Origin of the sequence: Amycolatopsis sp. H20-H5 (assembly GCF_035828755.1) — a bacterium.
GTDB lineage: Bacteria > Actinomycetota > Actinomycetes > Mycobacteriales > Pseudonocardiaceae > Amycolatopsis.
The window spans coordinates 103,791-125,793 of record NZ_JAYMZS010000003.1 but is presented as its reverse complement, the minus strand read 5'-3'; the positions used below and the strand labels follow the sequence as shown (position 1 = coordinate 125,793).

The window sequence follows — 22,003 nt, the reverse complement described above, 5'->3', positions numbered from 1 at the left end:
TTCAGTGCGTATCACCCGGCTGGCGTCCCAGCCCGCGGATGAGCACCATCACCGACTCGCGGACTTCGGCGCGGGTGCGTTGGGGCTGGAAGACCTGCCAGTCCAGCGCGACGACCAGCATCGTGCCGAACAGTCCGGCCGCCGCGGTCGGCGGCTGGACATCCTCGGGCAGCCGTCCGGCCTCGGAGAGCCGCTCCAGCTGCTCACGCACGATCGAGATGATCTCCGCGCGCAGCAGCGTCAGCGTCTCGTGCCATTGGCCCGGCGTCCGCCACATCTCGCTGACCAGGATCTGCGAGAACCCCGGGTACTCCGCGATGAACCCCAGCGTCGAGTCGACCTGCGCCTCGATGATCGCCAGCGGATCGCCTTCGCCCGCTTCCGCACGAAGTCGATCCGCCAGCAGGCCGACGCCGTACCGCAGCAGCGCGTCGACGAGGCCGTCCTTGCTGCCGAAGTTGTAGTACACCGTGCCTTTGGCGACACCGGCCTCGGCCGCGATGTCGTCGACGGTCAGCCCGACCAGGCCGCGGCTGGCCGAGAGCCGCAGCGTCGATTCGAACAGTTTCTGTTTGGTGGCACCGCCCCGGCCGCTCACAGGCTCAGTTCCGGCTTGAGCGCCGACACCGTCCACATGCGACGCTTCCGGGCGGCGAGCGTGGACAGCAGGATCCCGCCGACGAGATAGGCGAGCAGCACGCCGATGTCGCCGAGGATCTTCAGCGAGGCACCGGTGTAGAGCAGATGCCGGAACCCGTCGATCGCGTAACCCATCGGCAGCACGATGTGCAGCGGGTACAGCGCGTCCGGGATCGTCTGCCATGGGAACGTGCCGCCCGCGCTGACCAGCTGGAGCACCAGCAGCACCAGGCCGAGGAACTTGCCGACCGCGCCGAAGAACGCGTTGAGCGCGTGCACCACCGAGGTGAACGTCAGCGACACCAGTATCGCGAACCCGATCGCGCCCAGCGGATGCGCGATGTGGATCCCGACCAGCCAGGTCACCGCACCGAACAGCACGATCACCTGCGCGACGCCGAGCAGCGCCGAGGCCAGCCAGCCGCCCAGCGCCACCCGGAAGGGGGACGCGCCCGCGGTGAGCGCGCGGGTGGAGAGCGGGCGCAGCAACAGGAACAGGACGAACGCGCCGATCCAGGTGGCGAGCGAGATGAAGAACGGGGCGAGCCCCGCGCCGTAGGTGCCCGCCGAGGCGACACCGACGGAGTTGACCGCGACCGGGTCGGCGATGGTGTTGGCCGTCGCCGTGCGGGTCGGGTCGTCGGGGTTGGGGATCTCCTTGAGCCCGGCGGCCAGGCCATCGCGCAGCTGGACCGAACCGTCGGCGAGCTGCTTGGTGCCGGTCACGGCCGTCTTCTCGCCGTCGTTCAGCTTCGCGGCGCCGTCACGGAGCTGGTTCGCCCCGTCGGACGCCTGGGAGATGCCGTCCGCGAGCTGCGGCGACGCCGAAGCGAGCTTGGCCGCGCCTTCGGAGACCTGGCGCGCGCCACCGGCCAGCGTCGCCAGCTGCGAGTTGGCGCCCTGGATGGTGGTGTTGGCCTGGTCGACGGGGGAGCGGAGCTGGTCGGCCTTGGCGAGGATGTCCTGGACCTGCGCTTCGGGCACGCCCGCGTTCTTGAGGTCCTGTGACAGCTGGGTGCGGTAGCCGTCGAGCTTGCCCTGGACGTCGCTCGACGCCTTGGCCGCCAGCGACGCCGCGTCGGAGACCTTCTGGTTCCCCGCGGCGACCTGACTGGCGCCGTCGGCGAGCTGTTTGGTCTGAGACGGCAGCTGGGCGGTGCCTTGTTTCAACGTTGTCAGGCCGGTCGCGAGCGTCGCAGACCCGCTCGCGAGCTGGGAAGCGCCGTCGGCCAGCTGAGCCTGGCCGGTCTTGAGCTGGGTGGCGCCGTCGGCGAGTTTGTTCGCGCCTGTCGACGCTTCCTGGATCTTGCCGAAGATGGTGGAGAAGCCGACCAGGAACCGGTTCGCCGCCTCGCTGCCGATCTTCTCCGCGATCGTCTTGCGGACCTGCTCGGCCACCTGCTTGGCGATCGTGCCGGACAGGTAGTTGTTCGAGTCGTTCGTGGTCAGCGTGATCGTCGCCTGCTGCGGCTGGAAATCGCCAGAAGACAACAGCGCCGCGGAGAAGTCGCGCGGGATGCCGATGACGAACGAGTACTTGTCGTCGCGCACGCCGTTGCGGGCGTCGTCGGCGGAGACCTCGTGCCACTGGAAGGTGCCGGAGCCGACGAGTTCGTCGGTCACCTCGCGGCCGACGTTGCGGACCTGCCCGGTGCTGTCCTTGGCGCCGGCGTCGGAGGTGACCACCGCGGCCGGGAGCTTGTCGAGGCGGGAGTACGGGTCGAAGTTCGCGTAGAGGTAGAACGACGCGTAGAGGAGCGGGACGAACACCAGCGCGATCAGCGCGATCTTCGGCAGGGTACCGGCGCTCAGCCTGCGCAGTTCGTTGAAAGCGATGCGGAGGCTGCTCATGCCTGGTCTCCTTCGGCGATCGTGTCTGCCTCGAGAGGCGCTGTTTCTACGTCTACTGGCACGGGCTGGCACTGCAGTGGTTCCGGCTGCTCGAGCTCGCCGACGCGGGCGGGCGGATGCGGCAGCGCGGAGAACGGGGTGGTCGCGGACAGCACGACCACGGCGAGGCCGCGTTCGGCGTGCTCGCGGGCGAGCCGCGCCCAGCTGTCGACGTCGCTGGTGTGCCGGTCGGGGGTGTCGAGCACCAGCACCCGAACGCCAGGACGGCTCGCGGCCAGCGTGCTGAGCAGGCGGGTGCGCAGCGCGGGCTCGATGTTCTCGAAGCGCGTCGAGGCGAAGGCCGACAGGTCCTGCGCGGCCAGCCACTGGGCGACATCGTCCTTGCCCGCGGGCAGGTGGGCGAGCGCGAGCTCCTCGCCGACGACTACGCGCAGGGACAGCGCGTCGTCGGGCTCGCTGACCCCGGGGGCGTCGACGACCGCGACCAGTTCGCGCAGCGACGCCGTCTCGCCGTCCAGGGTGACGTGGCCGGTGGTCGGCTTCATCCGCCCGGCCAGCGCGAGGCCAAACGCGGTGATCCCCACCCCGGGCTCGCCGTGGGCGATCGCGAACTGACCCGCCGAGACGGTCAGGGAAGTGGGGGGTAACAGCGTGCCGTGGGGCCCTTCGAGGGACACCCTGTCGGCTCGTACCTGCACGGGAGCTCCAGCGGGGAAGGCGCATTTGAACTGACTGGTCAGTTCAAAAATTAGCCCTCCCGGGGTCCGGCGGCAAGCGGAACCGGCCGTCCGGGGCGGACGTCACACTTCCGGGTGGCGATCACCGGAGTCGCCCCGCGGGCCGAGCCTCCCACGACGTCCACAGTGGACGATAGCCCTGCCGGTGCCAGAAGACCGAGGACAGCGGATTCGGCGGGTTGTAGTAGAGGTAAGTCCCGGCGGCGCCCTCGGCGCGCAGCTCCGCGTGCACGTGCGACATCAGCGCGCGGCCCACGCCGGTGCCCCTGGCTTCGGGCGCGGTGACGACGTTGTTCACATACCCCCACAAACCGGGCGGGAGCAGCTCGCCCTCGGGGGAGCCCAGCGTCGAGTCGACCCAGCCGTAGTGGGCCAGCGCCACCGGCGTCCCGGCTCGCTCGGCCAGCCAGATAGCCGGGTTTTCCTCGCCGAGCGCCTCACTCAGCCCGGGGGAGAGCAGCGCGGCGGTGTTCGGCCGCCACGCGCTCGCGACCAGCCCCGCGTAGTCGAAGGTGGCGCCCGACAGCGCGAGGGCGGCGTCGAAATCCCGGGGCCCGGCCCGGCGGATCACGACCCCGCCGGGCGGTTTCCCCGCTGGTGGGAGTCCGGTCCGCACGGCGAGGCACGACAGCGCGACCATGCCGTGGTCGAGAAACGCCCGGATCGCCTCGGTGTCCTGGCTCGGCCAGTTGACCACGCAGGCGGAATCCGCACCGGGATTTTCGGCGTCCAGCCGGGCCCGCCACGCGCGCAGCAGGACGTCCATCCCCTCGACACCACTGCCGCCCGGGTACGGGAAGAGCTGCCAGACCTCGGCCGCCGACCACAGCATCGGCAGCTCGCCCGGCCCGTGAACCTGCCGCTGCAGGATCCCGGAGACCTGCCCACCGCCCGCGGTCGCCGCGTCGAGCCGCTCACCCGCGGCGGGCGGCGCGGGCTCCGGAAGCAGCCTGTCGACTGCGCCGAAGCGCGCCCGCTGCGCGGCGAGCAGCTCCTTGCCGATGCTCACGATCTCCCCCTCCGTCGCCCCCACACCGGGGAGCTGCCCCACGTGGTCCACAGTGGACGGTAGCCCTGCCGGTGCCAGAACACCGTCGAGAGCGGGTTCGCCGGGTTGTAGAAGAGAAAAGTGCCGCGTACGTCCACCCCGTTCAGCTCGCGATGCGCGATCGCCATCAGTGCCCGTCCGATGCCGAGGCGGCGGGCCGCGGGGGCGACGGACAGGGTGCCGACGTAGCCCCAGAGGCCGTCGGGGAGCCGCCCGCCGCCCTGGGACGGGCCCGGCGAGCCGCAGCAGGCGACCCCGGCCGCGACGCCGTCGACCTCCGCGATCCAGATGCGGCCGCCGAACCGGCTGCTCCGCAGCACCTCCTGGGTGAGCAGTTCCCTGGCCTCCGGGCGGACGACGCTGGTGCCGACGAGCGCGGAGAAGCGCAGTTCCTCGAGCCGCAGCTCGACGACTTCCTCCAGATCGCCCTCCGTCGCCTGCCGGACCGTCACACCGTCGGCCCCCGGGTCCGCCACCGGCTCGTTCGCGCGCACCGCGAGTGAGATCCACGGGACGAACCCGTCGTCCAGGAGCACCCTGGTGACCTCGGCGTCCCGGCTCGGCCAGGTCAGCACGCGCGCGGAGTCCGGTGCGGGCGTCTCGCGCCGCATCCGCTCCCGCCACACGTCGAGCAGGGTGGCCAGGCCAGCCGCGGCGGCGTCGCCCGGCACCGGCAGCAGCTCCCAGACCTCGCCGGGACCCCAGAGGCTCTGCCACGAGCCCGGCGGGTGCACCGTCTTCGTCAGCACGCCCGCTGCTCCCGCGCCGGCGGTCAGCAGTTCGCCCGCGGGCAGGCGCCCCATCCGGGGCAGCAGCGGGTCGAGGGCGGCGAATCGGGCGTTCTGCTGGTCTTCCAGCGTCGTCACGCGCGGTGCGCGCAGAAGATCGCGGTGCCGGGGAACAGCTTGCCGCGCAGGGGGCTCCACTGACCCCACGTCCGGGTGTGGCCCTCGGGCCAGGACGGTTCGATCAGGTCGGTCATGGCGAACCCGGCGTCGGACAGTGACCGGACGTAGTCGCCGACGGTCCGGTGGTACTCGACGTAAGTCGCCGTGCCGTCGTCGTCCACCTCGACGTACGGAGTGCGGTCGAAGTAGGGCTGGGTGACGGTGAGGCCCTGCGGGCCAGGGTCGTCGGGGAAGATCCAGCGCATCGGGTGCGTCACCGAGAACACCCACCGCCCGCCCGGCCGCAGCACCCGGTGGACCTCGGCGAACACCGCGTCCACCGAAGCCACGAACGGGATCGCGCCGAAGGCCGAGCACGCCGCGTCGAAGCTTCCCGACGCCAGCGGCAGCCGCTCGGCGTTCGCCTGGACCAGCGGCACCGCCTGGCCGGTCCGCTCGTTGCCCGCGGCGGCGTGGCGCAGCATCCCGGCCGACAGGTCGGTCGCGACGGGGTGGGCGCCCTGGCCCGCCAGCCACCGGGAGCAGGCGGCCTGGCCGCAGCCGACCTCCAGCACCCGCTGTCCGCGCACGTCGCCGAGCAGGGCGACGTCGGCCTCGCGCAGCCCCTCGGGGCACCAGACGAAGTCGGCGTCGCCGAGGAACTCGCCGTGGGTGGCCTGGTAGTCGTCGGCGTCCGCGTCCCACCACGCGAGGTTCGCCGCCGCGGCCTCCCCGCCGGTGACCGCGCGGTAGGCCACGCTGGTGGTCCCGAGGTGCTGTTCGGCGCGGGCGTGGCGGTCCTCTTCGGGCGCGACCGGGCCGGTCGCGCCCGCGGGCGCCGTGGTCGGGGGCTGGTTCAAGCCACTATCCTTCCCCGAGTGATCGTTCCCCAGGTGGGAGCATCGAAGGCCAGCCTATCCGGCGGGTCCCGGCGGGGTAGCGACCCTGATTGTGCCGTGTACAGGTGGCCGCGTAGGATAAGTGTTAGCGCAGTGGGTTCGCGCTGCCTTCCGCTCAGCCTCGCCTGGCGAGTACCGAGCTCAGGCCGCGCACCGTTTGCGGTGCTGCTCGCGGTCGTTCCCTGGGGACGTTGCCTGTGTAGTCGCCTCATGCCGGTGGAGCCCATGGCGCGCACAAACTACAAACCCACTATCCCCCATCCATAACCGGAGCAACCCGCCTAATGACCATCGACACCGTCACCGCCCCGACTGCCTCACCGCAGGTCGCCATCAACGACATCGGGTCGGAGGAAGACTTCCTCGCTGCGATCGACAAGACGATCAAGTATTTCAACGATGGCGACATCGTTGAAGGAACCATCGTCAAGGTCGACCGCGACGAAGTCCTGCTCGACATCGGCTACAAGACCGAGGGTGTCATCCCCTCGCGTGAGCTGTCCATCAAACACGATGTCGACCCGGCTGAGGTTGTCAGCGTAGGCGATGAGGTCGAAGCCCTCGTTCTCCAGAAGGAGGACAAGGAAGGCCGTCTGATCCTGTCCAAGAAGCGTGCGCAGTACGAGCGCGCGTGGGGCACGATCGAGGAGCTCAAGGAGAAGGACGAGCCCGTCAAGGGCACCGTCATCGAGGTCGTCAAGGGTGGCCTCATCCTGGACATCGGCCTCCGCGGCTTCCTCCCCGCGTCGCTGGTCGAGATGCGCCGCGTCCGCGACCTGCAGCCGTACGTCGGCCGCGAGCTCGAGGCGAAGATCATCGAGCTGGACAAGAACCGCAACAACGTGGTCCTGTCCCGCCGCGCCTACCTGGAGCAGACCCAGTCCGAGGTCCGCAGCGAGTTCCTCAACGCGCTGGCCAAGGGGCAGGTCCGCAAGGGCGTCGTGTCGTCCATCGTCAACTTCGGTGCCTTCGTGGACCTGGGTGGCGTCGACGGCCTGGTGCACGTCTCCGAGCTGTCCTGGAAGCACATCGACCACCCGTCCGAGGTTGTCGAGGTCGGCCAGGAAGTCACCGTCGAGGTCCTCGACGTCGACATGGACCGTGAGCGCGTTTCGCTGTCGCTCAAGGCCACCCAGGAAGACCCGTGGCGCCAGTTCGCCCGCACCCACGCGATCGGCCAGATCGTGCCGGGCAAGGTCACCAAGCTGGTTCCGTTCGGTGCGTTCGTGCGCGTCGAAGAGGGCATCGAGGGCCTGGTCCACATCTCCGAGCTGGCCGAGCGCCACGTGGAGATCCCGGAGCAGGTCGTCCAGGTCAACGGCGATGTCATGGTCAAGGTCATCGACATCGACCTCGAGCGTCGCCGCATCTCGCTCTCGCTGAAGCAGGCGAACGAGGGCGTCACGCCGGAGACCGAGTTCGACCCGACGCAGTACGGCATGGCTGCCGAGTACGACCCCGAGGGCAACTACATCTACCCCGAGGGCTTCGACCCGGACACCCAGGAGTGGCAGGACGGCTTCGACAAGCAGCGTGAGGAGTGGGAGCGTCAGTACGCTGAGGCCCACACTCGTTACGAGGCCCACATGAAGCAGGTCGTCAAGGCCGCCGCGGACGACGCGGAAGCCGCTGCCGACGCCGCGACCGGCATCACCAGCAGTTCCAGCAGCTCCTCGAGCAGCAGCAGCGACGGTGGCGAGCAGAGCTACACCTCTGCCCCGGCCGAAGCGAAGAGTGGCGGCACGCTCGCCAGCGACGAGCAGCTCGCGGCTCTGCGCGAGAAGCTGTCCGGCGGCGCGTGAACCACGCCCGCTAGCTGACTAGCACCAGAACGGCCCCGGTCCACACGGACCGGGGCCGTTCTGCGTCCCGCTCCCACCCCCCCCGGCCAACACTCGGGCGCAACTCGTCGACGAATCGTGGTCGTTGCGGACGCCGACTGTCGGCGCGCGGCCAGGGCAGTCACCAGTGCACAGATGCGGATACCCGTGGACAGACTGCGGACACGCCCGGTGACGTCCGCGGGCTGGGCGGGGGTGTCGTCAGTGGGTGTTGCGGAGGCCGAGGCCGGTGAGCATCGCGGTCACGCCTGTCAGGTAGGCCTGCTCGTTCGCGGCTTCAGTGGGCGCGATGAACCACTCGGCGAGCGGGGCCCGGGAGCCCATGGTCAGCTCGGCGCTCACCAAACCGTGCATCGTCGCCCACAGGCTGTAAGCCGACGAGCGGGCGTCGGCGCCGTCCGGGCTCACCTGCCGCACCCGCTCGACGAACAGGCGGAACGTCGTATGCACGACCACCGCCCGCAGCTCCGGGTCGGGATCGAAGTCGGGGACCGGCCGCTCATACATCAGCGCGTACCGGGCCGGGCCGTCCAAGGCGAACCGGCGGTAGGCCAGCGCCAGCCCGATCAGGTCCGCTATCCCGTCCTCGCTCGACGGCGGCAAGCTGTCGAGCATCCCGCGTAGCGCGTCGAAAGTCCGTTCGTACAGCGCGTCGAGCAGGCCGCTGCGGCCGCCGAACCGCGTGTACACCGCGATCGTGGACGCACCGGCCGCCTCGGCCACGGCACGCACGGTCAGCCGGGTGACCCCCTGGTCGAGCAGGACGGTCAATGCCGCGTCGAGCAGACGTTCCCGGTTGGCCTGGGTCGCCGGCTGCGTCGCCAGGTGACGAGTGGCCATCGGCGCTCACCCCCTTCGCGGACACCGTTCACCTCGGTGTGCGGATCCGCCTGCTGCAGAAGATACGATATTCGCGACGTCTTGGGAACGCCGTGGCGCAGGCTGGCTCTGTGGGATCTGTGTCCCGTGGCCGCCAGGTGCGATCCGCGGGCGGCGGGCACGGTCGAAAGTGGACCGTTGCTCGTCCGAAAGGCAGCCCATGAACCCGCCCTCGCTGACCCGGATCGCCGGAATCCCGGTGCCGGACAGTGCTGACGAAGCCCGCCGGTTCCCGCTGTCGCACTGGGTCGGTGCGGACCGTGCCCGGATCTCCTGGACGGCCACCGCACTGCACGCCGCGCCCGAGCTCCCCGTCCACCTGGAGCCCGAGGTCGCGCTGGTCACCGCCGGACTTCAAGCGCCGGATCCTCGCGGCGTTCACCGAGGGTGCCGGGCAACGTCCACAAACGACGTTCGGCACGGTCAAGGCGGACGTGCTAGAACGGTTCGTGCCGGGCTTCCGGCGGCAGAACCTCGTTGAGACCATTGAGAATTCGAGCTGGCCGGAGTGTGCGCGACCCATGAGCCCCGACGAACCCGGCACCGTAGTCGTCACCGACGCGGGCACCGGCCGCTACACCCAGAAGATCACCACCGCCACGCACGAGCTGCTGGCCGACGAGGCGGCCGACGTCGGGGGTGACGACGCCGGGCCCAATCCGTACGAGCTGCTGCTCTCGGCGCTGGGCACCTGCACGGCGATGACCTTGCGGATGTACGCCGACCGCAAGGGCATCCCGCTGACCGGGACCACCGTGCGGCTGCGCCACGACCGGATCCACGCCAAGGACTGTGCGGAGTGCGAGACCGGGACGGGGATGTTGAGCCGGATCCGCCGGGAGATCCGGCTCGACGGCGAGCTGGACGCGGACCAGCGGGCCAGGCTGATGGAGATCGCCGACCGGTGTCCCGTACACCGCACACTGACCGCGGAGATCGTGATCGAGACCAGCGAGGCGTAGCCGTGGTCGGTCAGCTAGGACACGGCCCGGCTGCTCGAAGGCGGCACGGAGCCACTCGAAAGGGTGGCGCGAGCATCCGGGCTCGACTCGGCGGAGACACTCCGCCGGGTGTTCGCCCGCGCGCTTGAAGTGACGCGGCTCGGAGTGACTCCCAGTGCCTACCGGACGCGCTTTCGCGCCACCGGTGGACAGGTCAGGAGGTCGCCGGTGTGACCGCGGGAACCGTCGGGAACCAGATGCGTTCCTGTGCGGCGACCTGCGCCCTGCGGCGGAGACCGGCGAAGCTGTGCTTGGCCGGGACGAGCAGTGCTGTCAACCAGGTACGGCGGTACTCCGCTAGGGCTTCCGCCACCGGGCGATGCTGAACACAGTGCATCAGGCCCGGCGCACCGAGCCGGTGCTTTCCGACGTGCTTCCCGTCCGCCATCGTTCCTCCGTGTGGGCTACCTTCGCCGCGCACGGTACGCAACTGATCGCAGAAAGGCGGGTAATCGCCCGGCGTGTCACCCGTATCAGTTCAGTCACGCGTCACGATGAACTTGCCCTTCGCCCAGGGGTATGCAGATAGGGGGTGCGACTGCACGTGCAACCCACGTTGGTGTCCCCTGATCAGGTGACGGGGTTTTCCTGGCTAGGGTTCATCCCATGCTGAGAGTGGGGCTGACCGGCGGCATCGGTGCCGGAAAATCGACCGTGGCGAACCGGCTGGCCGAGCATGGCGCCGTGCTCATCGACTCCGACCTCCTCGCCAGGGAGGTGGTCGAGCGGGGCAGCAAAGGGCTCGCCGAGATCGTCGCCGCGTTCGGCGAGGACGTCCTCGCGGCGGACGGCTCGCTCGACCGGCCGGCGCTCGCGGCCAAGGCGTTCGCCGACGACGAGGCCCGTAAGAAGCTGAACGCGATCGTGCACCCGCGGGTCGGCGCCCGCACCGCCGAGCTGATGGCGGCGGCCGGGCCCGACGCCGTCGTGGTCCACGACATCCCGCTGCTCGTCGAAAACGGCCTCGCCCCCGCCTATCACCTGGTGATCGTGGTCGACGCGCCGGTCGAGACCCGCGTCCGGCGGCTCGTCGAGGCGCGCGGCATGGCCGAGGCGGACGCCCGCGCGCGGATCAGGGCGCAGGCGACCGGCGAGCAGCGCCGCGCCGCCGCCGACGTCTGGCTGGACAACGGCGGCGCGGCCGACGTCGTGCTCGCCGAGGTCGACGCGCTGTGGGCCGACCGGCTCGTCCCGTTCGAGGCGAACGTGCGGCTGGGCCGACCACGGCCGCCGAGGTCGCCCAAGGTCGCGCCCTACGACGCCACCTGGCCCGCGCAGGCGGAGCGCCTCCTGACGAGGATCCGGCTCGCGGTGGGGGAGCGGGCGGTGCGCGCCGACCACATCGGCTCGACCGCGGTGCCGGGACTGGCCGCCAAGAACATCATCGATCTCCAGGTGACGGTGCCGGAACTGGCCGACGCCGAAGCGCTCGCGGACACGCTGACGGCCGCGGGCTTCCCGGCCGCGGGCGGCGAGTGGGTCGACGATCCGCAGGACGGCGGCGAGCCCTGGCCGAAACGGGTCCACATCGGCGGTGACCCCGGCCGGGCGGTGAACCTGCACGTCCGTTCCCTCGAGACGCCCGCGTGGCGCCTCGCCCTGCTGTTCCGCGACTGGATCCGCGCGCACCCCGGCGAGCGCGACGCCTACGCCGAGGTCAAGCTCCGCCTGGCCGCCGAGCACGCCGAGGACGGCACGACCGAGCCGTACACCGACGAAAAGCAGACCTGGGTCAACGCGGCCTTCACCCGCGCCGAGACCTGGGCCGCACACACCACCTGGACCCCCTGACCGTCGAACTCACGCCCGCCAACGTGGAACTACGCTCAGGGGCCTGAGTTCCGCGGCCGGGGTGGGTCAGCCGCCGAGGAGGCCGCGTTCGAAGGCGACCGCGACCGCCGCCGCGCGGTCCTTGACGCCGAGTTTCGCGTAGGCGTGCAGCAGGTGCGTCTTCACGGTCGCCTCGCTGATGAACAGCTTCTTCGCCGCTTCCTTGTTCGACGACCCGCGGGCGACCAGCGCGAGGACCTCGATCTCCCGCTGGGACAACGGTTCCCGCGCGGGCGCCCGCAGCTGCCCCATGATCCGGCTGGCGACCGCGGGGGAGAGCACCGCCTCGCCCCGTGCCGTCGCGCGGACCGCCCGGAACAGCTCGTCGCGCGGCGCGTCCTTGAGCAGGTACCCGGTCGCCCCGGCCTCGATCGCGGGCAGCACGTCGGAGTCCGTGTCGTAGGTCGTGAGCACGAGCACGCGGGCCGGGTTCCGCAGCCGGGCGAGTTCGGTGATCGCGGCGACCCCGCCGCTGCCGGGCATCCGCAGGTCCATCAGCACGACGTCCGGGCGCAGCCGCTCGGCCAGCGCGACCGCCTCGTCCCCGGTGGCGGCCTCCCCGACCACCTCGAACCCGTGGTCCCCGGTGAAGATGCCGCGCAGCCCGTCGCGGACGATCGGGTGATCGTCGGTGATCAGCAGCGTGATGGTCATTCCTGCACTCCCACGGGTATCGCCGGGACGTTGGCGGACACGGCCGTGCCGCCGCCCGGCTCGGACTCCACGTGCAGTGTGCCCGCCAGCCTGCCCACCCGCTGCCGCATCCCCCGCAACCCGAAGCCCCCTTCGGCGGGCGGGCACCGCGGCGCGTCCGGGTCGAAACCCCGGCCGTCGTCACGGACGTCGAGCGTGACCTGATCCTCCATATAGGACAGTGTCAGCCCGGTGATCGACGCCGCCGCGTGCTTGCCGACGTTGGCCAGCGCCTCCTGCGTGATGCGCAGCAGCGTCGCCTCGATCTCCGGGTGCAGTTCCCGCGCCGAGCCGGTGGTGGTGAACCGGACCTCGACCCCGGTGCGCTCGCTCCACTGCCGGGCCACCTCGCGCAGCGCGTCGGGCAGGGTGGCCGAGTCCAGCGCCTCCGGGTGCAGCGCCCGCACCGAGCGCCGCGCCTCGGTGAGGTTCTCCCTGGCCAGCGCCTTGGCGTTGGCCAGGTGACGGTCCCATTCCCCGGGGTTCGCCCGTGCCTCCGACGCGGCTTCGAGCTGCGTGATGATGCCGGTGAACCCCTGGGCGAGGGTGTCGTGGATCTCCTGGCTCAGCCGCTGGCGCTCGTCGAGCATCCCGGCTTCCCTGGCCTGGGCCAGCAGCTGCCGCTGGAGCCCGGCGTTCTCCTCCTGCGCCGCGGCGAGAGCGTCGAGCGTCTTCCTCCGTTCCTCGTTCTGCCGCGCGACCGACGCCGAGAGCAGCCCGCCCCCGCCGATCGCCAGCGTCTGCACCACCACGATGAACCCCCAGAGGACCGGTTCGGTCCCGAACGCCTTGACCGGGCCACCCACGGGCAGGGTCTGGAGCATGACCGACGTCGTCGCGAGGGCCAGGAAGGCCAGCGGGACGGGCCGCAGCCGCATCGCGTGGAGCAGGGCGACGATCATGAAGAGCAGGAAGACGAGGTCGCGGCTTTCCAGCAGGCTCGCGGTCGTGAGCAGCCCGGCGAACGACACCGTGATGACGACCGCGTTGTCCCGCAGTTTCTCCGGGACCATCGTGATGCTGACCAGCAGCCAGCCCGCCGCGATCCCGGCCAGGACGAGCGTGCCGAGCCGGTGGTCGCCGCTCTGGCCCCCTTTGGCGAGGCTGGCCACGGTGCTCACCAGCAGCATCGCGTAGGGCAGGTACCGCTCGATCCGCCGGTGCCACGGCCGCCAGCCGGTCTCCTCGCCGCCGATGGGCGTCCACAGCGAGCCGCGCCAGTCGATCTTGAGCCCGTTCATCGTTCTTCTTCCGGTCGGGATGATCGAAGCCGACCCTACGGCCAGGTGGTCACTCCCACCGGAAGAAGCGGGCGGCGAACGCGGTGCACACCACGGCGACGAGCACCATCGAACCCAGCTGCAGCGGACTCGGCCAGTTCCCGGCCCACGCCTCCCGCAGCGAGCTCAGCGTCGCCCCGAGCGGCAGCACGTCGGCGACGTGCCCCAGCAACGGCGGCAGCTGCTCCCGCGCGACCCAGACGCCGCCGAGCGCCATCAGCGGGAAGAGCGCGGCACCACCGATGCCGCTCGCTGCCCGGCCGGTCGGCGCGAACGCCGCGATGAGCAGGCCCAGCCCGAACAGCGACGCCGTGCCCAGCAGGATCGACACGGCGAACGCCGCCAGGTTCCGCGGCAGCTCCACGTGCAGCGCGAGCCTGCCCACCCCCACGATGAGCAGGACCACCACCGCCGCGGACAGCAGGCTCACCAGCAGCTGGGCCACCAGCAGCCGCGACGGCCGCACCGGACTGGCCGAAAGCCTTTTGAGCACCCCCTTTTCGCGATAGGTCGCCAGTACGTTCGGGAACATCGTCAGCGCCAGCATGGCGAGCATGAGCGCGACCGACATAGGCGCGATCACCGCCGCCAGCCCGGTGCGGCCGCCGTACTTCGGGTCGGGGTCGTTCACCCCCGGCATCAGCCCGAACACCAGCAGCAGCGCCAGCGGCAGGCCCAGCAGCGTCGCCGGCGCCCTGGCGTCCCGCAGGAACAGCTTGGCCTCGACCTGGGTCATCTTGGTCAGTGCGGACATGGGTCCCCCTCAGTTCTCGAGCTTGCGGCCGGTGAGCGCGACGAACGCGTCGTCGAGATTCGCCTGCTCGACACGCAGCTCCCCGGCGATGACGTGGTTGCGGGCCAGTAGCGAGGTCACCGCCGCGACCACGTTGCCGCCACCGGTGACGATCACCTGGCCACCGTGGCGTTCCACCCGCCGGACCGCCGGCAGCGCCCGCAGCAGCTCGTCGTCGATCGGGCCGGACGGGCGGAACCGGACGCGCTGCTCGTCGTCGACCCCGGCGACCAGCCCGTGCGGAGTGTCGACGGCGACCACCCGGCCGGCGTCGATGACCGCGATCCGGTCGCAGAGCCGCTCGGCCTCCTCCATGAAATGGGTGACGAGCAGGACGGTGACGCCCTGGTCGCGCACGGTTTCGATGAGGTCCCAGGTGTCGCGGCGGGCCTGCGGGTCGAGGCCGGTGGTGAGCTCGTCGAGCACGGCGACCTCGGGGCTGCCGATCAGCGCGAGCGCGATCGACAACCGCTGCTTCTGCCCGCCGGACAGCTTCTTGTAGCCGGTGTCCCGCTTGTCGGCGAGCCCGAGCGTGGTGAGGAGCTTCTCCGGGTCGGCCGGGTTGCGGTAGAAGGAGGAGTACAGCTCGAGTGCCTCGCCGACGCGGAGTTTGTCGGGCAGCTGGCTCTCCTGCAGCTGGACGCCCAGCCGCTGGCGCACCTCGGCCTTGTCCCGCTGGGGATCGAGGCCGAGCACCGAGACCGTGCCGCGGTCGGGCACCCGGATCCCTTCCAGGCATTCGACGGTGGTCGTCTTGCCCGCGCCGTTGGGTCCCAGGATGCCGAAGATCTCACCGCGCTCGACGGTGAACGACACGTCCTCGACGGCGACCTTGTCCCCGTAGCGCTTGTGGAGGTCCCGGACCTCGATGACCGCCATGGCGGGTTCCCCTCTCGATCGCTGCTGTCCGATCGAGAATCCCGCGGGAGAGGCCTCCGGCGGATCGTCCCGGCGGCTGGACTCCGGTCCACCGGCCGGTGAGCGGGATCAACCGATCGGTTGATCCCGGGGGTGCCGCCGCCAGGTCAGCTGGACGTCCACAGTGGACAGCCAGGCGCTCAGGTCGTAGCCGTGCAACGCCAGGCCTTCGACGGTGGCGTAGGTGGTTTCGAGCGCCTTTTCGGCGTCCTCGGCCGAGAGCAGCCCCTGCGCATTGGCCGCGAGCAGCTCGTCGGTGTCGATGACCCGGACCGACACCTTCTCCTTGAGCACCAGGTCGAGGTAGAGGTCGGTGGCCACCCAGCGCGGCCCGTCGCGGCGCACCCGCACGACGTCGAGGTAGAAGTCCTGGTCGCGTTCGTGGCCGGGGTTGAACCAGAAGTCGGTGATCCGCAGGCCGAGTTCCGGCAGCAGCCACGACTCGAGGTAGCGGAACTGCGGCCGGCCGGGCGCGGGACGGGCCACGTACAGCCCGAACGGTTCCTCCCGGTACTCCTCGACCTCCCGGACGATCCCCTTCGGATCGGTGTTGGTGGCCGCGACCGGATCGAAGATCTCGACCTTGGGCGGGTGCAGGGCGCTCATGGGCCCATCCTGCCGGGTGGCGCCCCGGAAACGCCGCTCTTCGGTTCCGCCGTCCGGGTGGATGGCCGGGCGAGCGAGATCACTGTGCGTGGTAGCCGACTTGTTGCGCGAACGTGCCCGCCACCGCCGTCCGGCTGGCTAAAGTGCGCGGAGCAGCACGACCGGGGGACGAGGGGAACGCGCGATGTTCGGGATCATCAGGCCGTGCCGGCACCGGCTTTCCAGCCGTCTGCACGCCGCGTGGCTGGCCCATCTGTGCGGCTTGTGCCTGGCACTGCGTGACGAGCACGGCCAGTTCGCCAGGGTGGTGACGAACTACGACGGGCTGATCATCTCCGCGCTGGTCGAGGCCCAGACACCGCGGGCGGAGGCACGACGGGACGCCGGGCCCTGCCCGCTGCGCGCGATGCGGGGCATCTCGGTCGCCCATGGCGGCGGCGCCCAGCTCGCGGCCGCGGTGTCGCTGGTGCTGGCGTCGGCGAAGATGAGCGACCACATCGACGACCGTGACGGCGCGTTCGGCCGCAAGCCCATCGCGGCCGCGGCGCGGCGGGTGGCCACCCGCTGGGCGGAGCAGGGCGGGCGCACCGGCGCACGGGTCGGCTTCGACACCTCGGTGATCACCCAGGCGGTCGACCGGCAGGCCGAGATCGAGCGGGCTGTCCGGCTCGGCGACTCGGCGTTGCTCGCGACCGAGCCCGCCGAACTGGCGACGGCCGCCGCGTTCGCGCAGACCGCCGTAATCGCCGGGCGGCCGGGAAACGCGGCGCCGCTCGCGGAGGCCGGACGGCTTTTCGGCCGCGCCGCCCACCTGCTCGACGCGGTCGAAGACCGGGTGGCCGACGAGGCCGCCGGGGCGTGGAATCCCTTGCTGATCACCGGAACGGGGCTCGACGAGGCACGAAGGCTGTGCGAGGACGCGGTGCTCGGGGTCGAGCTCGCGCTGCGGGAGGCGGAGTTCGCCGACGGCGCGCTCGTGCACGCGCTGCTGGTGCACGAACTGCGCCAGGCCGTACGCCGTTCGTTCGGCCACGATGGCTTGCAGGGACTGCAGGGACTGCAGGGACTGCACAGCCATCAGCAGCCGCCGCCGGGCTGGATCGGGCCAGGACCGCTGCCGCAGCAGCAGCCGTACCCGCAGCAGGTCCCGCTGCCGGGACACCGCCCGCCGCCGGGCGCGCCGGGCTCGGGCGGGGAACCGCCGAAGCCACCGAAGAACCCGAAGCGGCAGGGCCCGAAGGACGGCGACGGCAACTGGTGCTGGACCCCGAAGTTCGCGATCCCCGCGAAGAAGCGGAACCTCGTCTTCGGCTGCGCGGTCGCGTCGTACATGTGCTGCAGCTGCCAGTTCTGCTGCCGTGACCCGTACCCGGGTCCGTGGAGCGGGAAGCAGCACGAAGCCTGGGGCTGCGACTGTGACTGTTGTGACTGCTGCAGCTGTTGTGACTGCAGTTGCTAGAGGGGAGAGCCATGTCGGAACCGATGGAAGAACTGAACCGCCGCGGACGCGCGCGCTTCGCCGAGCTGGTCGAGGGCGGTGAGCAGCGGCTCGACGCGTTGTTCGCCACCATCCCCGCGCTCGGCGAGCTCGCCGTCGGCACGGTCTACGGCCACCTGCACGACCGGCCCGCGCTCGATCCCCGGACCAGGGAGGCGGCGACGCTGGCCGCCATCGACGCCGCCGGGATGGTCGGCCCGCCGCTGAGCGTCCACCTGCGCACCGGGCTCGCGTCGGGGCTGTCCCCGGCGGAGGTCTGCGAGGTGGTGCTGCAAGCGGCCGCGTTCGCCGGGTTCCCGCGCGCGGTTTCCGCCGCCGACCAGCTCAATCGCCTCTTCGCCGACGCGGGCGTGCCGTCCCCGCCGCCGCGTGCGGCGCGCGAGGCCGTGCTGGAGTTCTGTGCCCGGCCCGCGGACTTCCCCGACCTGGCCACTCCGGACGTGCTGTCCCTGCTCACGACGTTCACCAGGGTCGAGGCGCAGGCCACCGGTCCCGGCCGGGTGGTGGCCGAGTGTTTCGGCGCCGCGGCCGAGGTGCCGGACGGGCTGCTGTACTGCACCGTGACCGACGGTGTGGTCACCGGAGTGCGGGTCTTCCGTCAGCCCGACTGAAACTGTCGGTGGGTGCGCCTACTCTGGTTCTCGTGGCTTTCGCATCCGAACACCCCGTGCTCGCCCAGTCCGACCACCGGCCCGTCTCCGACATCCCGCGGACGGGCGGCAAGTTCAAGGTGGTCAGTGACTACAAACCCGCCGGTGACCAGCCGGCGGCCATCGACGAGCTCGAGAAACGCGTCAGGGCGGGGGAGAAGGACATCGTCCTGCTCGGCGCCACCGGCACGGGCAAGTCGGCGACCACGGCCTGGCTGATCGAGCGGCTGCAGCGCCCGACGCTGGTGATGGCGCCGAACAAGACCCTCGCGGCCCAGCTGGCCAGCGAGCTGCGGGACCTGTTCCCCGAGAACGCGGTCGAGTACTTCGTCAGCTACTACGACTATTACCAGCCCGAGGCGTACATCGCGCAGACGGACACATACATCGAGAAGGACTCGTCGATCAACGACGACGTCGAGCGGCTGCGGCACTCCGCGACGATGAACCTGCTCTCGCGGCGTGACGTGATCGTGGTCGCGAGTGTGTCCTGCATCTACGGCCTCGGCACACCGCAGTCCTATCTCGACCGGTCGAGCAGCCTCGCGGTCGGGGCCAAGCTGGATCGGGACGTCTTCCTGCGCGCGCTGGTCGACATCCAGTACACCCGCAACGACATCGCGTTCGCGCGCGGCACGTTCCGCGCCAGGGGTGACACGGTCGAGATCATCCCGGCGTACGAGGAGCTGGCGATCCGCGTCGAGTTCTTCGGCGAAGAGATCGAGAAGCTGTACTACCTGCACCCGCTCACCGGTGACATCGTGAGCGAGGTCGACGAGGTCCGGATCTTCCCGGCCACGCACTACGTCGCCGGTCCCGAGCGGATGGAGAAGGCCATCCGCGGGATCGAGGTGGAGCTGGAGGAAAGGCTCGCCACGCTGGACAAGCAGGGCAAGCTGCTCGAGGCGCAGCGGTTGCGGATGCGCACGGCGTACGACATCGAGATGATGCGCCAGGTCGGCTTCTGCTCCGGCATCGAGAACTACTCGCGTCACATCGACGGCAGGCCCGGCGGCACCGCCCCGGCCACGCTGATCGACTACTTCCCCGACGACTTCCTCATGGTCATCGACGAGTCGCACCAGACGGTCCCGCAGATCGGCGGCATGTTCGAGGGCGACATGTCCCGCAAGCGGAACCTGGTCGACTTCGGCTTCCGGCTGCCCAGCGCGATGGACAACCGGCCGCTGACCTGGGAGGAGTTCTCCGACCGGATCGGGCAGACGGTGTACCTGTCGGCCACGCCCGGCCCGTACGAGATGGGGCAGGCCGGTGGCGAGTTCGTCGAGCAGGTCATCCGCCCGACCGGCCTGATCGACCCGAAGGTCGTCATCAAGCCGACCGAGGGCCAGATCGACGACCTGGTGCACGAGATCCGCGTCCGCGCCGAGAAGGACGAGCGGGTGCTGGTCACCACGCTCACCAAGAAGATGTCCGAGGACCTCACGGACTACCTGCTGGAGCTGGGCATCCGCGTGCGGTACCTGCACTCCGAGGTCGACACGCTGCGCCGGGTCGAGCTGCTGCGCCAGCTGCGCTCGGGCGACTTCGACGTCCTGGTCGGCATCAACCTCCTGCGTGAGGGGCTCGACCTCCCGGAGGTCTCGCTGGTGGCGATCCTCGACGCGGACAAGGAGGGCTTCCTGCGCAGCGGGACGTCGCTCATCCAGACGATCGGCCGCGCGGCGCGAAACGTGTCCGGTGAGGTCCACATGTACGCGGACAAGATCACCGACTCGATGCGCCACGCCATCGACGAGACCGACCGCCGCCGGGTGAAGCAGGTCGCCTACAACGAAGAGCGCGGCGTGGACCCGCAGCCGCTGCGCAAGAAGATTGCCGACATCCTCGACCGGGTGTATCTCGAAGCCGAGGATTCCGACGAGCTGGTCAAGGTCGGCGGCTCGGGCCGGAACTCCTCTCGTGGCAAGAAGCCCGAGCAGGGCGACCGCGTGCGCAGCTCGGGCATGCTGGTCGACAAGGACGTCTCGTCGATGCCGCGCGCCCAGCTGGCCGACCTCATCCAGCAGATGACCGACCAGATGATGCAGGCCGCCCGCGACCTCCAGTTCGAGCTCGCCGCCCGCCTGCGTGACGAGGTCTCCGACCTGAAGAAGGAGCTCCGCGGCATGGACGCCGCGGGCATCAAGTAGCTCCCACGCCGTCTCGCCGTTCGCCAACGGAGAACTCGCGCCCCTGAGTGTGGGACTCGCCGGGGCTTAGGGCGGTCGGGGGCGGGGGCGTTCTCGTCGGCTTGCAGGAGGCCGCCATCGATGCCGTCGCCCTCGCCGGTGCTGATCACCCAGTAGGGCGACGCGCCCCACCGCTCGATCCTCCAGCCGAACACGGCTGTGTAGAACGCGGCCGACCGTTCCGGTTCGGTCGCGTGGATCTCGAAATGAACGGGACGAGGCATGACGCTCTCCTGACTCCGGCTCCGGCGACGATAAGCCGGAGCCGGGGTCAGGACGAGGTCACAGCCGGGGGCGGTCGTTCACGATCGGGTCCGCGTCGAAGCCAGGGAACCCGGCGGTGACGGCGGACTCGGACCGGGACTGCGCCTGAGCCTGGGCGGCCGCGGGCGGGGTCTCGGGCAGACCGGCCCAGCGGCGCACGGTCTTGGTCGCCGCGGCGGCCTGGTCCGCGGGCAGCTGCGCGATGTTCGAGCCGTGGTTGCCACCCGGCACGAAGTACCGGTACGAGTCCTTGGTGCCGAAGCCGAGCGAGAACGGCTCAGCGCCCCACGGGTCGTTCGAGCCGTAGACGAACAGCATCCGCTGCGCCCGGGTGCGGACCCAGAAGTCGATGTCGGGCATCGCGAAGTAGTCGAAATGCGGCACCTTGACCGACGACGGGATGAAGCTCTTCGGGGTGTCGGCGCCCGGGTAGCGCAGCAGGTCCTTCAGGTAACCGTCGTACGCCTCGGGGGAGCCCAGCTGCACGGCCGCCTGGTAGTAGTACGGGACATACGGCTCGAGTTCCTGGTCGGCGTAGGTGTTGAGGCTCTCGACCTTCTGGTACCAGGCCCAGACGTCCGCCGCCGGGGCGCCGGCCTTCGGGACCGTCGCGCAGTCGGCCTGCTTCTGGTACTGCCAGAAGGCGAAGTACGAGTCGATGACCGAGACCTCGATCGACTTGTCGATCGAGCCGATGATCTTGAACGTGTAGCCGTTCTTCGTCGCGTCCTCGGTGGCGATCTTGCCGAACTCGTCGCGGCGCTTCAGCGTGTCCCGCTGGATGGCCTTGAGCGCGTCGCGGCAGCCCGGGTCGTCGCCCACGTTCGCCAGGAACTTGTTGTACTTGTCGATCGGGTCGATCACGTCGTTCGGCGCGACGTAGGGAACGGTCCCGTCGACGTCGTTCGGGAAGAAGCGGCGGAAGTAGGTGGCCGTCATGCCGCCCTTGCTGCCACCGGTCGCGAGCCACTTCGCGTGGTAGATCGACTTGAACGCCTGTACCGCGTCGTGCTCGTCCGCGGCTGCCTGCCAGATGGTGAGCTGCTTGCTCCAGTTGGCGGGCTCCGGGCGCGAAGGCGTGAAGAAGCGGTACTCCATCGAGAGCTGGTTACCGTCGATGATCCGCGTCGGCTCCGAGCGGTTCGGCGCCGTCGAGACGTTGTAGCCACTGGTGAACATCACCGTCGGCGCGGCGAAGTCGTGGTGCAGCAGGGTGTAGCGCTGCTGGAACGTCGCTCCGCGGGGGTTGCGGTGGTCCACGGGCTGGGTGAAGTTCAGCTCGAAGAAGCGGAACCCGGTCGGCGCCGTGTCCTCCTTGATGATGCTGAGCCCCGGAATCTGCGCCAGCGCGGCCTTGATGTCACCGCCGCCTGGCGATGGCGCCGCCTGCGCGAGCGGCGAGAATCCGGTCACCGTCAGAACCGCGGCCACCACCGTTGAGCATGCGGCCAGCATTCCGCGCATGTACCCCTCCAAGAATTCGATTTCCCCAGCTGT

General features: G+C 70.4%; 20 protein-coding genes and 1 pseudogene. 6 read left to right on the top strand and 15 right to left on the bottom strand.

Annotation, left to right across the window (positions count from 1 at the left end; translation table 11 throughout):
- Window position 1: 1 nt before the first annotated feature.
- From QMK34_RS02515 to QMK34_RS02490, 6 genes are all read right to left on the bottom strand, one after another.
- Window positions 2–598 carry a TetR/AcrR family transcriptional regulator gene (locus tag QMK34_RS02515; RefSeq protein WP_326410938.1) on the bottom strand — a complete coding sequence of 199 codons (597 nt, stop codon included), beginning with the start codon at window positions 596–598 and terminating at the stop codon, window positions 2–4.
- Window positions 595–2,490, bottom strand: coding sequence for a YhgE/Pip domain-containing protein (locus QMK34_RS02510; protein WP_326410935.1), 1,896 nt, complete (start codon window positions 2,488–2,490; stop codon window positions 595–597). The genes QMK34_RS02515 and QMK34_RS02510 overlap by 4 nt, the downstream gene beginning before the upstream one ends.
- The gene (locus QMK34_RS02505; protein ID WP_326410933.1) at window positions 2,487–3,188 is read right to left on the bottom strand and encodes an ABC transporter ATP-binding protein; all 702 of its coding nucleotides are present in this window, start codon (window positions 3,186–3,188) and stop codon (window positions 2,487–2,489) included. Before QMK34_RS02505 ends, QMK34_RS02510 begins: the two co-directional genes overlap by 4 nt.
- Window positions 3,189–3,309: 121 nt before the next feature.
- Entirely contained in the window at window positions 3,310–4,236 is a 927-nt protein-coding gene (locus QMK34_RS02500; RefSeq protein WP_326410931.1) for a GNAT family N-acetyltransferase, read from the bottom strand.
- Window positions 4,233–5,141: a GNAT family N-acetyltransferase gene (locus QMK34_RS02495; RefSeq protein WP_326410929.1), complete on the bottom strand. Its 909-nt coding sequence runs from the start codon at window positions 5,139–5,141 to the stop codon at window positions 4,233–4,235. Before QMK34_RS02495 ends, QMK34_RS02500 begins: the two co-directional genes overlap by 4 nt.
- Window positions 5,138–6,022, bottom strand: coding sequence for a class I SAM-dependent methyltransferase (locus tag QMK34_RS02490; RefSeq protein ID WP_326410927.1), 885 nt, complete (start codon window positions 6,020–6,022; stop codon window positions 5,138–5,140). The genes QMK34_RS02495 and QMK34_RS02490 overlap by 4 nt, the downstream gene beginning before the upstream one ends.
- A 323-nt stretch (window positions 6,023–6,345) precedes the next feature.
- On the opposite strand from QMK34_RS02490, the gene rpsA reads away from it, so the two are divergent.
- Window positions 6,346–7,863 carry a 30S ribosomal protein S1 gene (rpsA, locus tag QMK34_RS02485; protein ID WP_326410925.1) on the top strand — a complete coding sequence of 506 codons (1,518 nt, stop codon included), beginning with the start codon at window positions 6,346–6,348 and terminating at the stop codon, window positions 7,861–7,863.
- A gap of 240 nt (window positions 7,864–8,103) precedes the next feature.
- Here the strand turns inward: rpsA and QMK34_RS02480 are convergent, their stop codons facing one another.
- On the bottom strand, window positions 8,104–8,742 hold the full coding sequence (locus tag QMK34_RS02480; protein WP_326410923.1) for a TetR/AcrR family transcriptional regulator: 639 nt from the start codon (window positions 8,740–8,742) through the stop codon (window positions 8,104–8,106).
- Between the two features lie 299 nt (window positions 8,743–9,041).
- Here QMK34_RS02480 and QMK34_RS02475 point away from each other — a divergent pair, with 299 nt between their 5' ends.
- Complete coding sequence (locus QMK34_RS02475) at window positions 9,042–9,743, top strand: OsmC family protein (protein WP_326410920.1); 702 nt, start codon at window positions 9,042–9,044, stop codon at window positions 9,741–9,743.
- Window positions 9,744–9,936: 193 nt separating this feature from the next.
- Here QMK34_RS02475 and QMK34_RS02470 read toward each other — a convergent pair whose 3' ends face one another.
- Window positions 9,937–10,170 carry a hypothetical protein gene (locus tag QMK34_RS02470; protein WP_326410918.1) on the bottom strand — a complete coding sequence of 78 codons (234 nt, stop codon included), beginning with the start codon at window positions 10,168–10,170 and terminating at the stop codon, window positions 9,937–9,939.
- 218 nt (window positions 10,171–10,388) lie between these two features.
- Between QMK34_RS02470 and coaE the strand changes: the two genes are divergently transcribed.
- Complete coding sequence (gene coaE / locus QMK34_RS02465) at window positions 10,389–11,573, top strand: dephospho-CoA kinase (protein ID WP_326410915.1); 1,185 nt, start codon at window positions 10,389–10,391, stop codon at window positions 11,571–11,573.
- Window positions 11,574–11,639: 66 nt separating this feature from the next.
- On the opposite strand, the gene QMK34_RS02460 is transcribed toward coaE, so the two are convergent.
- The 5 genes from QMK34_RS02460 to QMK34_RS02440 form a co-directional block, all read right to left on the bottom strand.
- Window positions 11,640–12,266 (bottom strand): response regulator transcription factor, encoded by a 627-nt coding sequence (locus QMK34_RS02460; protein ID WP_326410913.1) that lies wholly within the window; start codon window positions 12,264–12,266, stop codon window positions 11,640–11,642.
- Complete coding sequence (locus QMK34_RS02455; protein WP_326410911.1) at window positions 12,263–13,546, bottom strand: sensor histidine kinase; 1,284 nt, start codon at window positions 13,544–13,546, stop codon at window positions 12,263–12,265. Before QMK34_RS02455 ends, QMK34_RS02460 begins: the two co-directional genes overlap by 4 nt.
- A 49-nt stretch (window positions 13,547–13,595) precedes the next feature.
- Window positions 13,596–14,339: an ABC transporter permease gene (locus QMK34_RS02450; RefSeq protein WP_326410909.1), complete on the bottom strand. Its 744-nt coding sequence runs from the start codon at window positions 14,337–14,339 to the stop codon at window positions 13,596–13,598.
- 9 nt (window positions 14,340–14,348) lie between these two features.
- Complete coding sequence (locus tag QMK34_RS02445) at window positions 14,349–15,257, bottom strand: ABC transporter ATP-binding protein (protein WP_326410907.1); 909 nt, start codon at window positions 15,255–15,257, stop codon at window positions 14,349–14,351.
- A 108-nt stretch (window positions 15,258–15,365) separates the two neighbouring features.
- Complete coding sequence (locus QMK34_RS02440; protein WP_326410905.1) at window positions 15,366–15,902, bottom strand: DUF402 domain-containing protein; 537 nt, start codon at window positions 15,900–15,902, stop codon at window positions 15,366–15,368.
- Window positions 15,903–16,086: 184 nt separating this feature from the next.
- Here QMK34_RS02440 and QMK34_RS02435 point away from each other — a divergent pair, with 184 nt between their 5' ends.
- The 3 genes from QMK34_RS02435 to uvrB are packed head-to-tail and all read left to right on the top strand — an operon-like array spanning window position 16,087 to window position 20,203.
- Window positions 16,087–17,361, top strand: a complete 1,275-nt coding sequence (locus QMK34_RS02435) for a DUF5685 family protein (RefSeq protein ID WP_326410903.1) — start codon at window positions 16,087–16,089, stop codon at window positions 17,359–17,361.
- Between the two features lie 11 nt (window positions 17,362–17,372).
- Window positions 17,373–18,011 carry a carboxymuconolactone decarboxylase family protein gene (locus QMK34_RS02430; RefSeq protein WP_326410901.1) on the top strand — a complete coding sequence of 213 codons (639 nt, stop codon included), beginning with the start codon at window positions 17,373–17,375 and terminating at the stop codon, window positions 18,009–18,011.
- 32 nt (window positions 18,012–18,043) lie between these two features.
- Window positions 18,044–20,203, top strand: a complete 2,160-nt coding sequence (gene uvrB / locus QMK34_RS02425; protein WP_326410899.1) for an excinuclease ABC subunit UvrB — start codon at window positions 18,044–18,046, stop codon at window positions 20,201–20,203.
- Window positions 20,204–20,271: 68 nt separating this feature from the next.
- Here the strand turns inward: uvrB and QMK34_RS02420 are convergent.
- Together QMK34_RS02420 and QMK34_RS02415 are read right to left on the bottom strand one after the other, a co-directional pair.
- Window positions 20,272–20,466 (bottom strand): annotated as a pseudogene (locus tag QMK34_RS02420) (VOC family protein); the annotation flags it as partial.
- A gap of 58 nt (window positions 20,467–20,524) precedes the next feature.
- Window positions 20,525–21,970: a S28 family serine protease gene (locus QMK34_RS02415; protein WP_326410897.1), complete on the bottom strand. Its 1,446-nt coding sequence runs from the start codon at window positions 21,968–21,970 to the stop codon at window positions 20,525–20,527.
- Window positions 21,971–22,003 lie beyond the last annotated feature (33 nt).

What these genes read in the sequence shown, in the direction of transcription:
- QMK34_RS02510 (WP_326410935.1), bottom strand. Translation starts at nt 2,490, where the DNA reads ATGAGCAGCCTCCGCATCGCTTTCAACGAACTGCGCAGGCTGAGCGCC.
- rpsA (WP_326410925.1), top strand. Translation starts at nt 6,346, where the DNA reads ATGACCATCGACACCGTCACCGCCCCGACTGCCTCACCGCAGGTCGCC.
- QMK34_RS02480 (WP_326410923.1), bottom strand. Translation starts at nt 8,742, where the DNA reads ATGGCCACTCGTCACCTGGCGACGCAGCCGGCGACCCAGGCCAACCGG.
- QMK34_RS02470 (WP_326410918.1), bottom strand. Translation starts at nt 10,170, where the DNA reads ATGGCGGACGGGAAGCACGTCGGAAAGCACCGGCTCGGTGCGCCGGGC.
- coaE (WP_326410915.1), top strand. Translation starts at nt 10,389, where the DNA reads ATGCTGAGAGTGGGGCTGACCGGCGGCATCGGTGCCGGAAAATCGACC.
- QMK34_RS02460 (WP_326410913.1), bottom strand. Translation starts at nt 12,266, where the DNA reads ATGACCATCACGCTGCTGATCACCGACGATCACCCGATCGTCCGCGAC.
- QMK34_RS02455 (WP_326410911.1), bottom strand. Translation starts at nt 13,546, where the DNA reads ATGAACGGGCTCAAGATCGACTGGCGCGGCTCGCTGTGGACGCCCATC.
- QMK34_RS02450 (WP_326410909.1), bottom strand. Translation starts at nt 14,339, where the DNA reads ATGTCCGCACTGACCAAGATGACCCAGGTCGAGGCCAAGCTGTTCCTG.
- QMK34_RS02445 (WP_326410907.1), bottom strand. Translation starts at nt 15,257, where the DNA reads ATGGCGGTCATCGAGGTCCGGGACCTCCACAAGCGCTACGGGGACAAG.
- QMK34_RS02440 (WP_326410905.1), bottom strand. Translation starts at nt 15,902, where the DNA reads ATGAGCGCCCTGCACCCGCCCAAGGTCGAGATCTTCGATCCGGTCGCG.
- QMK34_RS02435 (WP_326410903.1), top strand. Translation starts at nt 16,087, where the DNA reads ATGTTCGGGATCATCAGGCCGTGCCGGCACCGGCTTTCCAGCCGTCTG.
- QMK34_RS02430 (WP_326410901.1), top strand. Translation starts at nt 17,373, where the DNA reads ATGTCGGAACCGATGGAAGAACTGAACCGCCGCGGACGCGCGCGCTTC.
- QMK34_RS02415 (WP_326410897.1), bottom strand. Translation starts at nt 21,970, where the DNA reads ATGCGCGGAATGCTGGCCGCATGCTCAACGGTGGTGGCCGCGGTTCTG.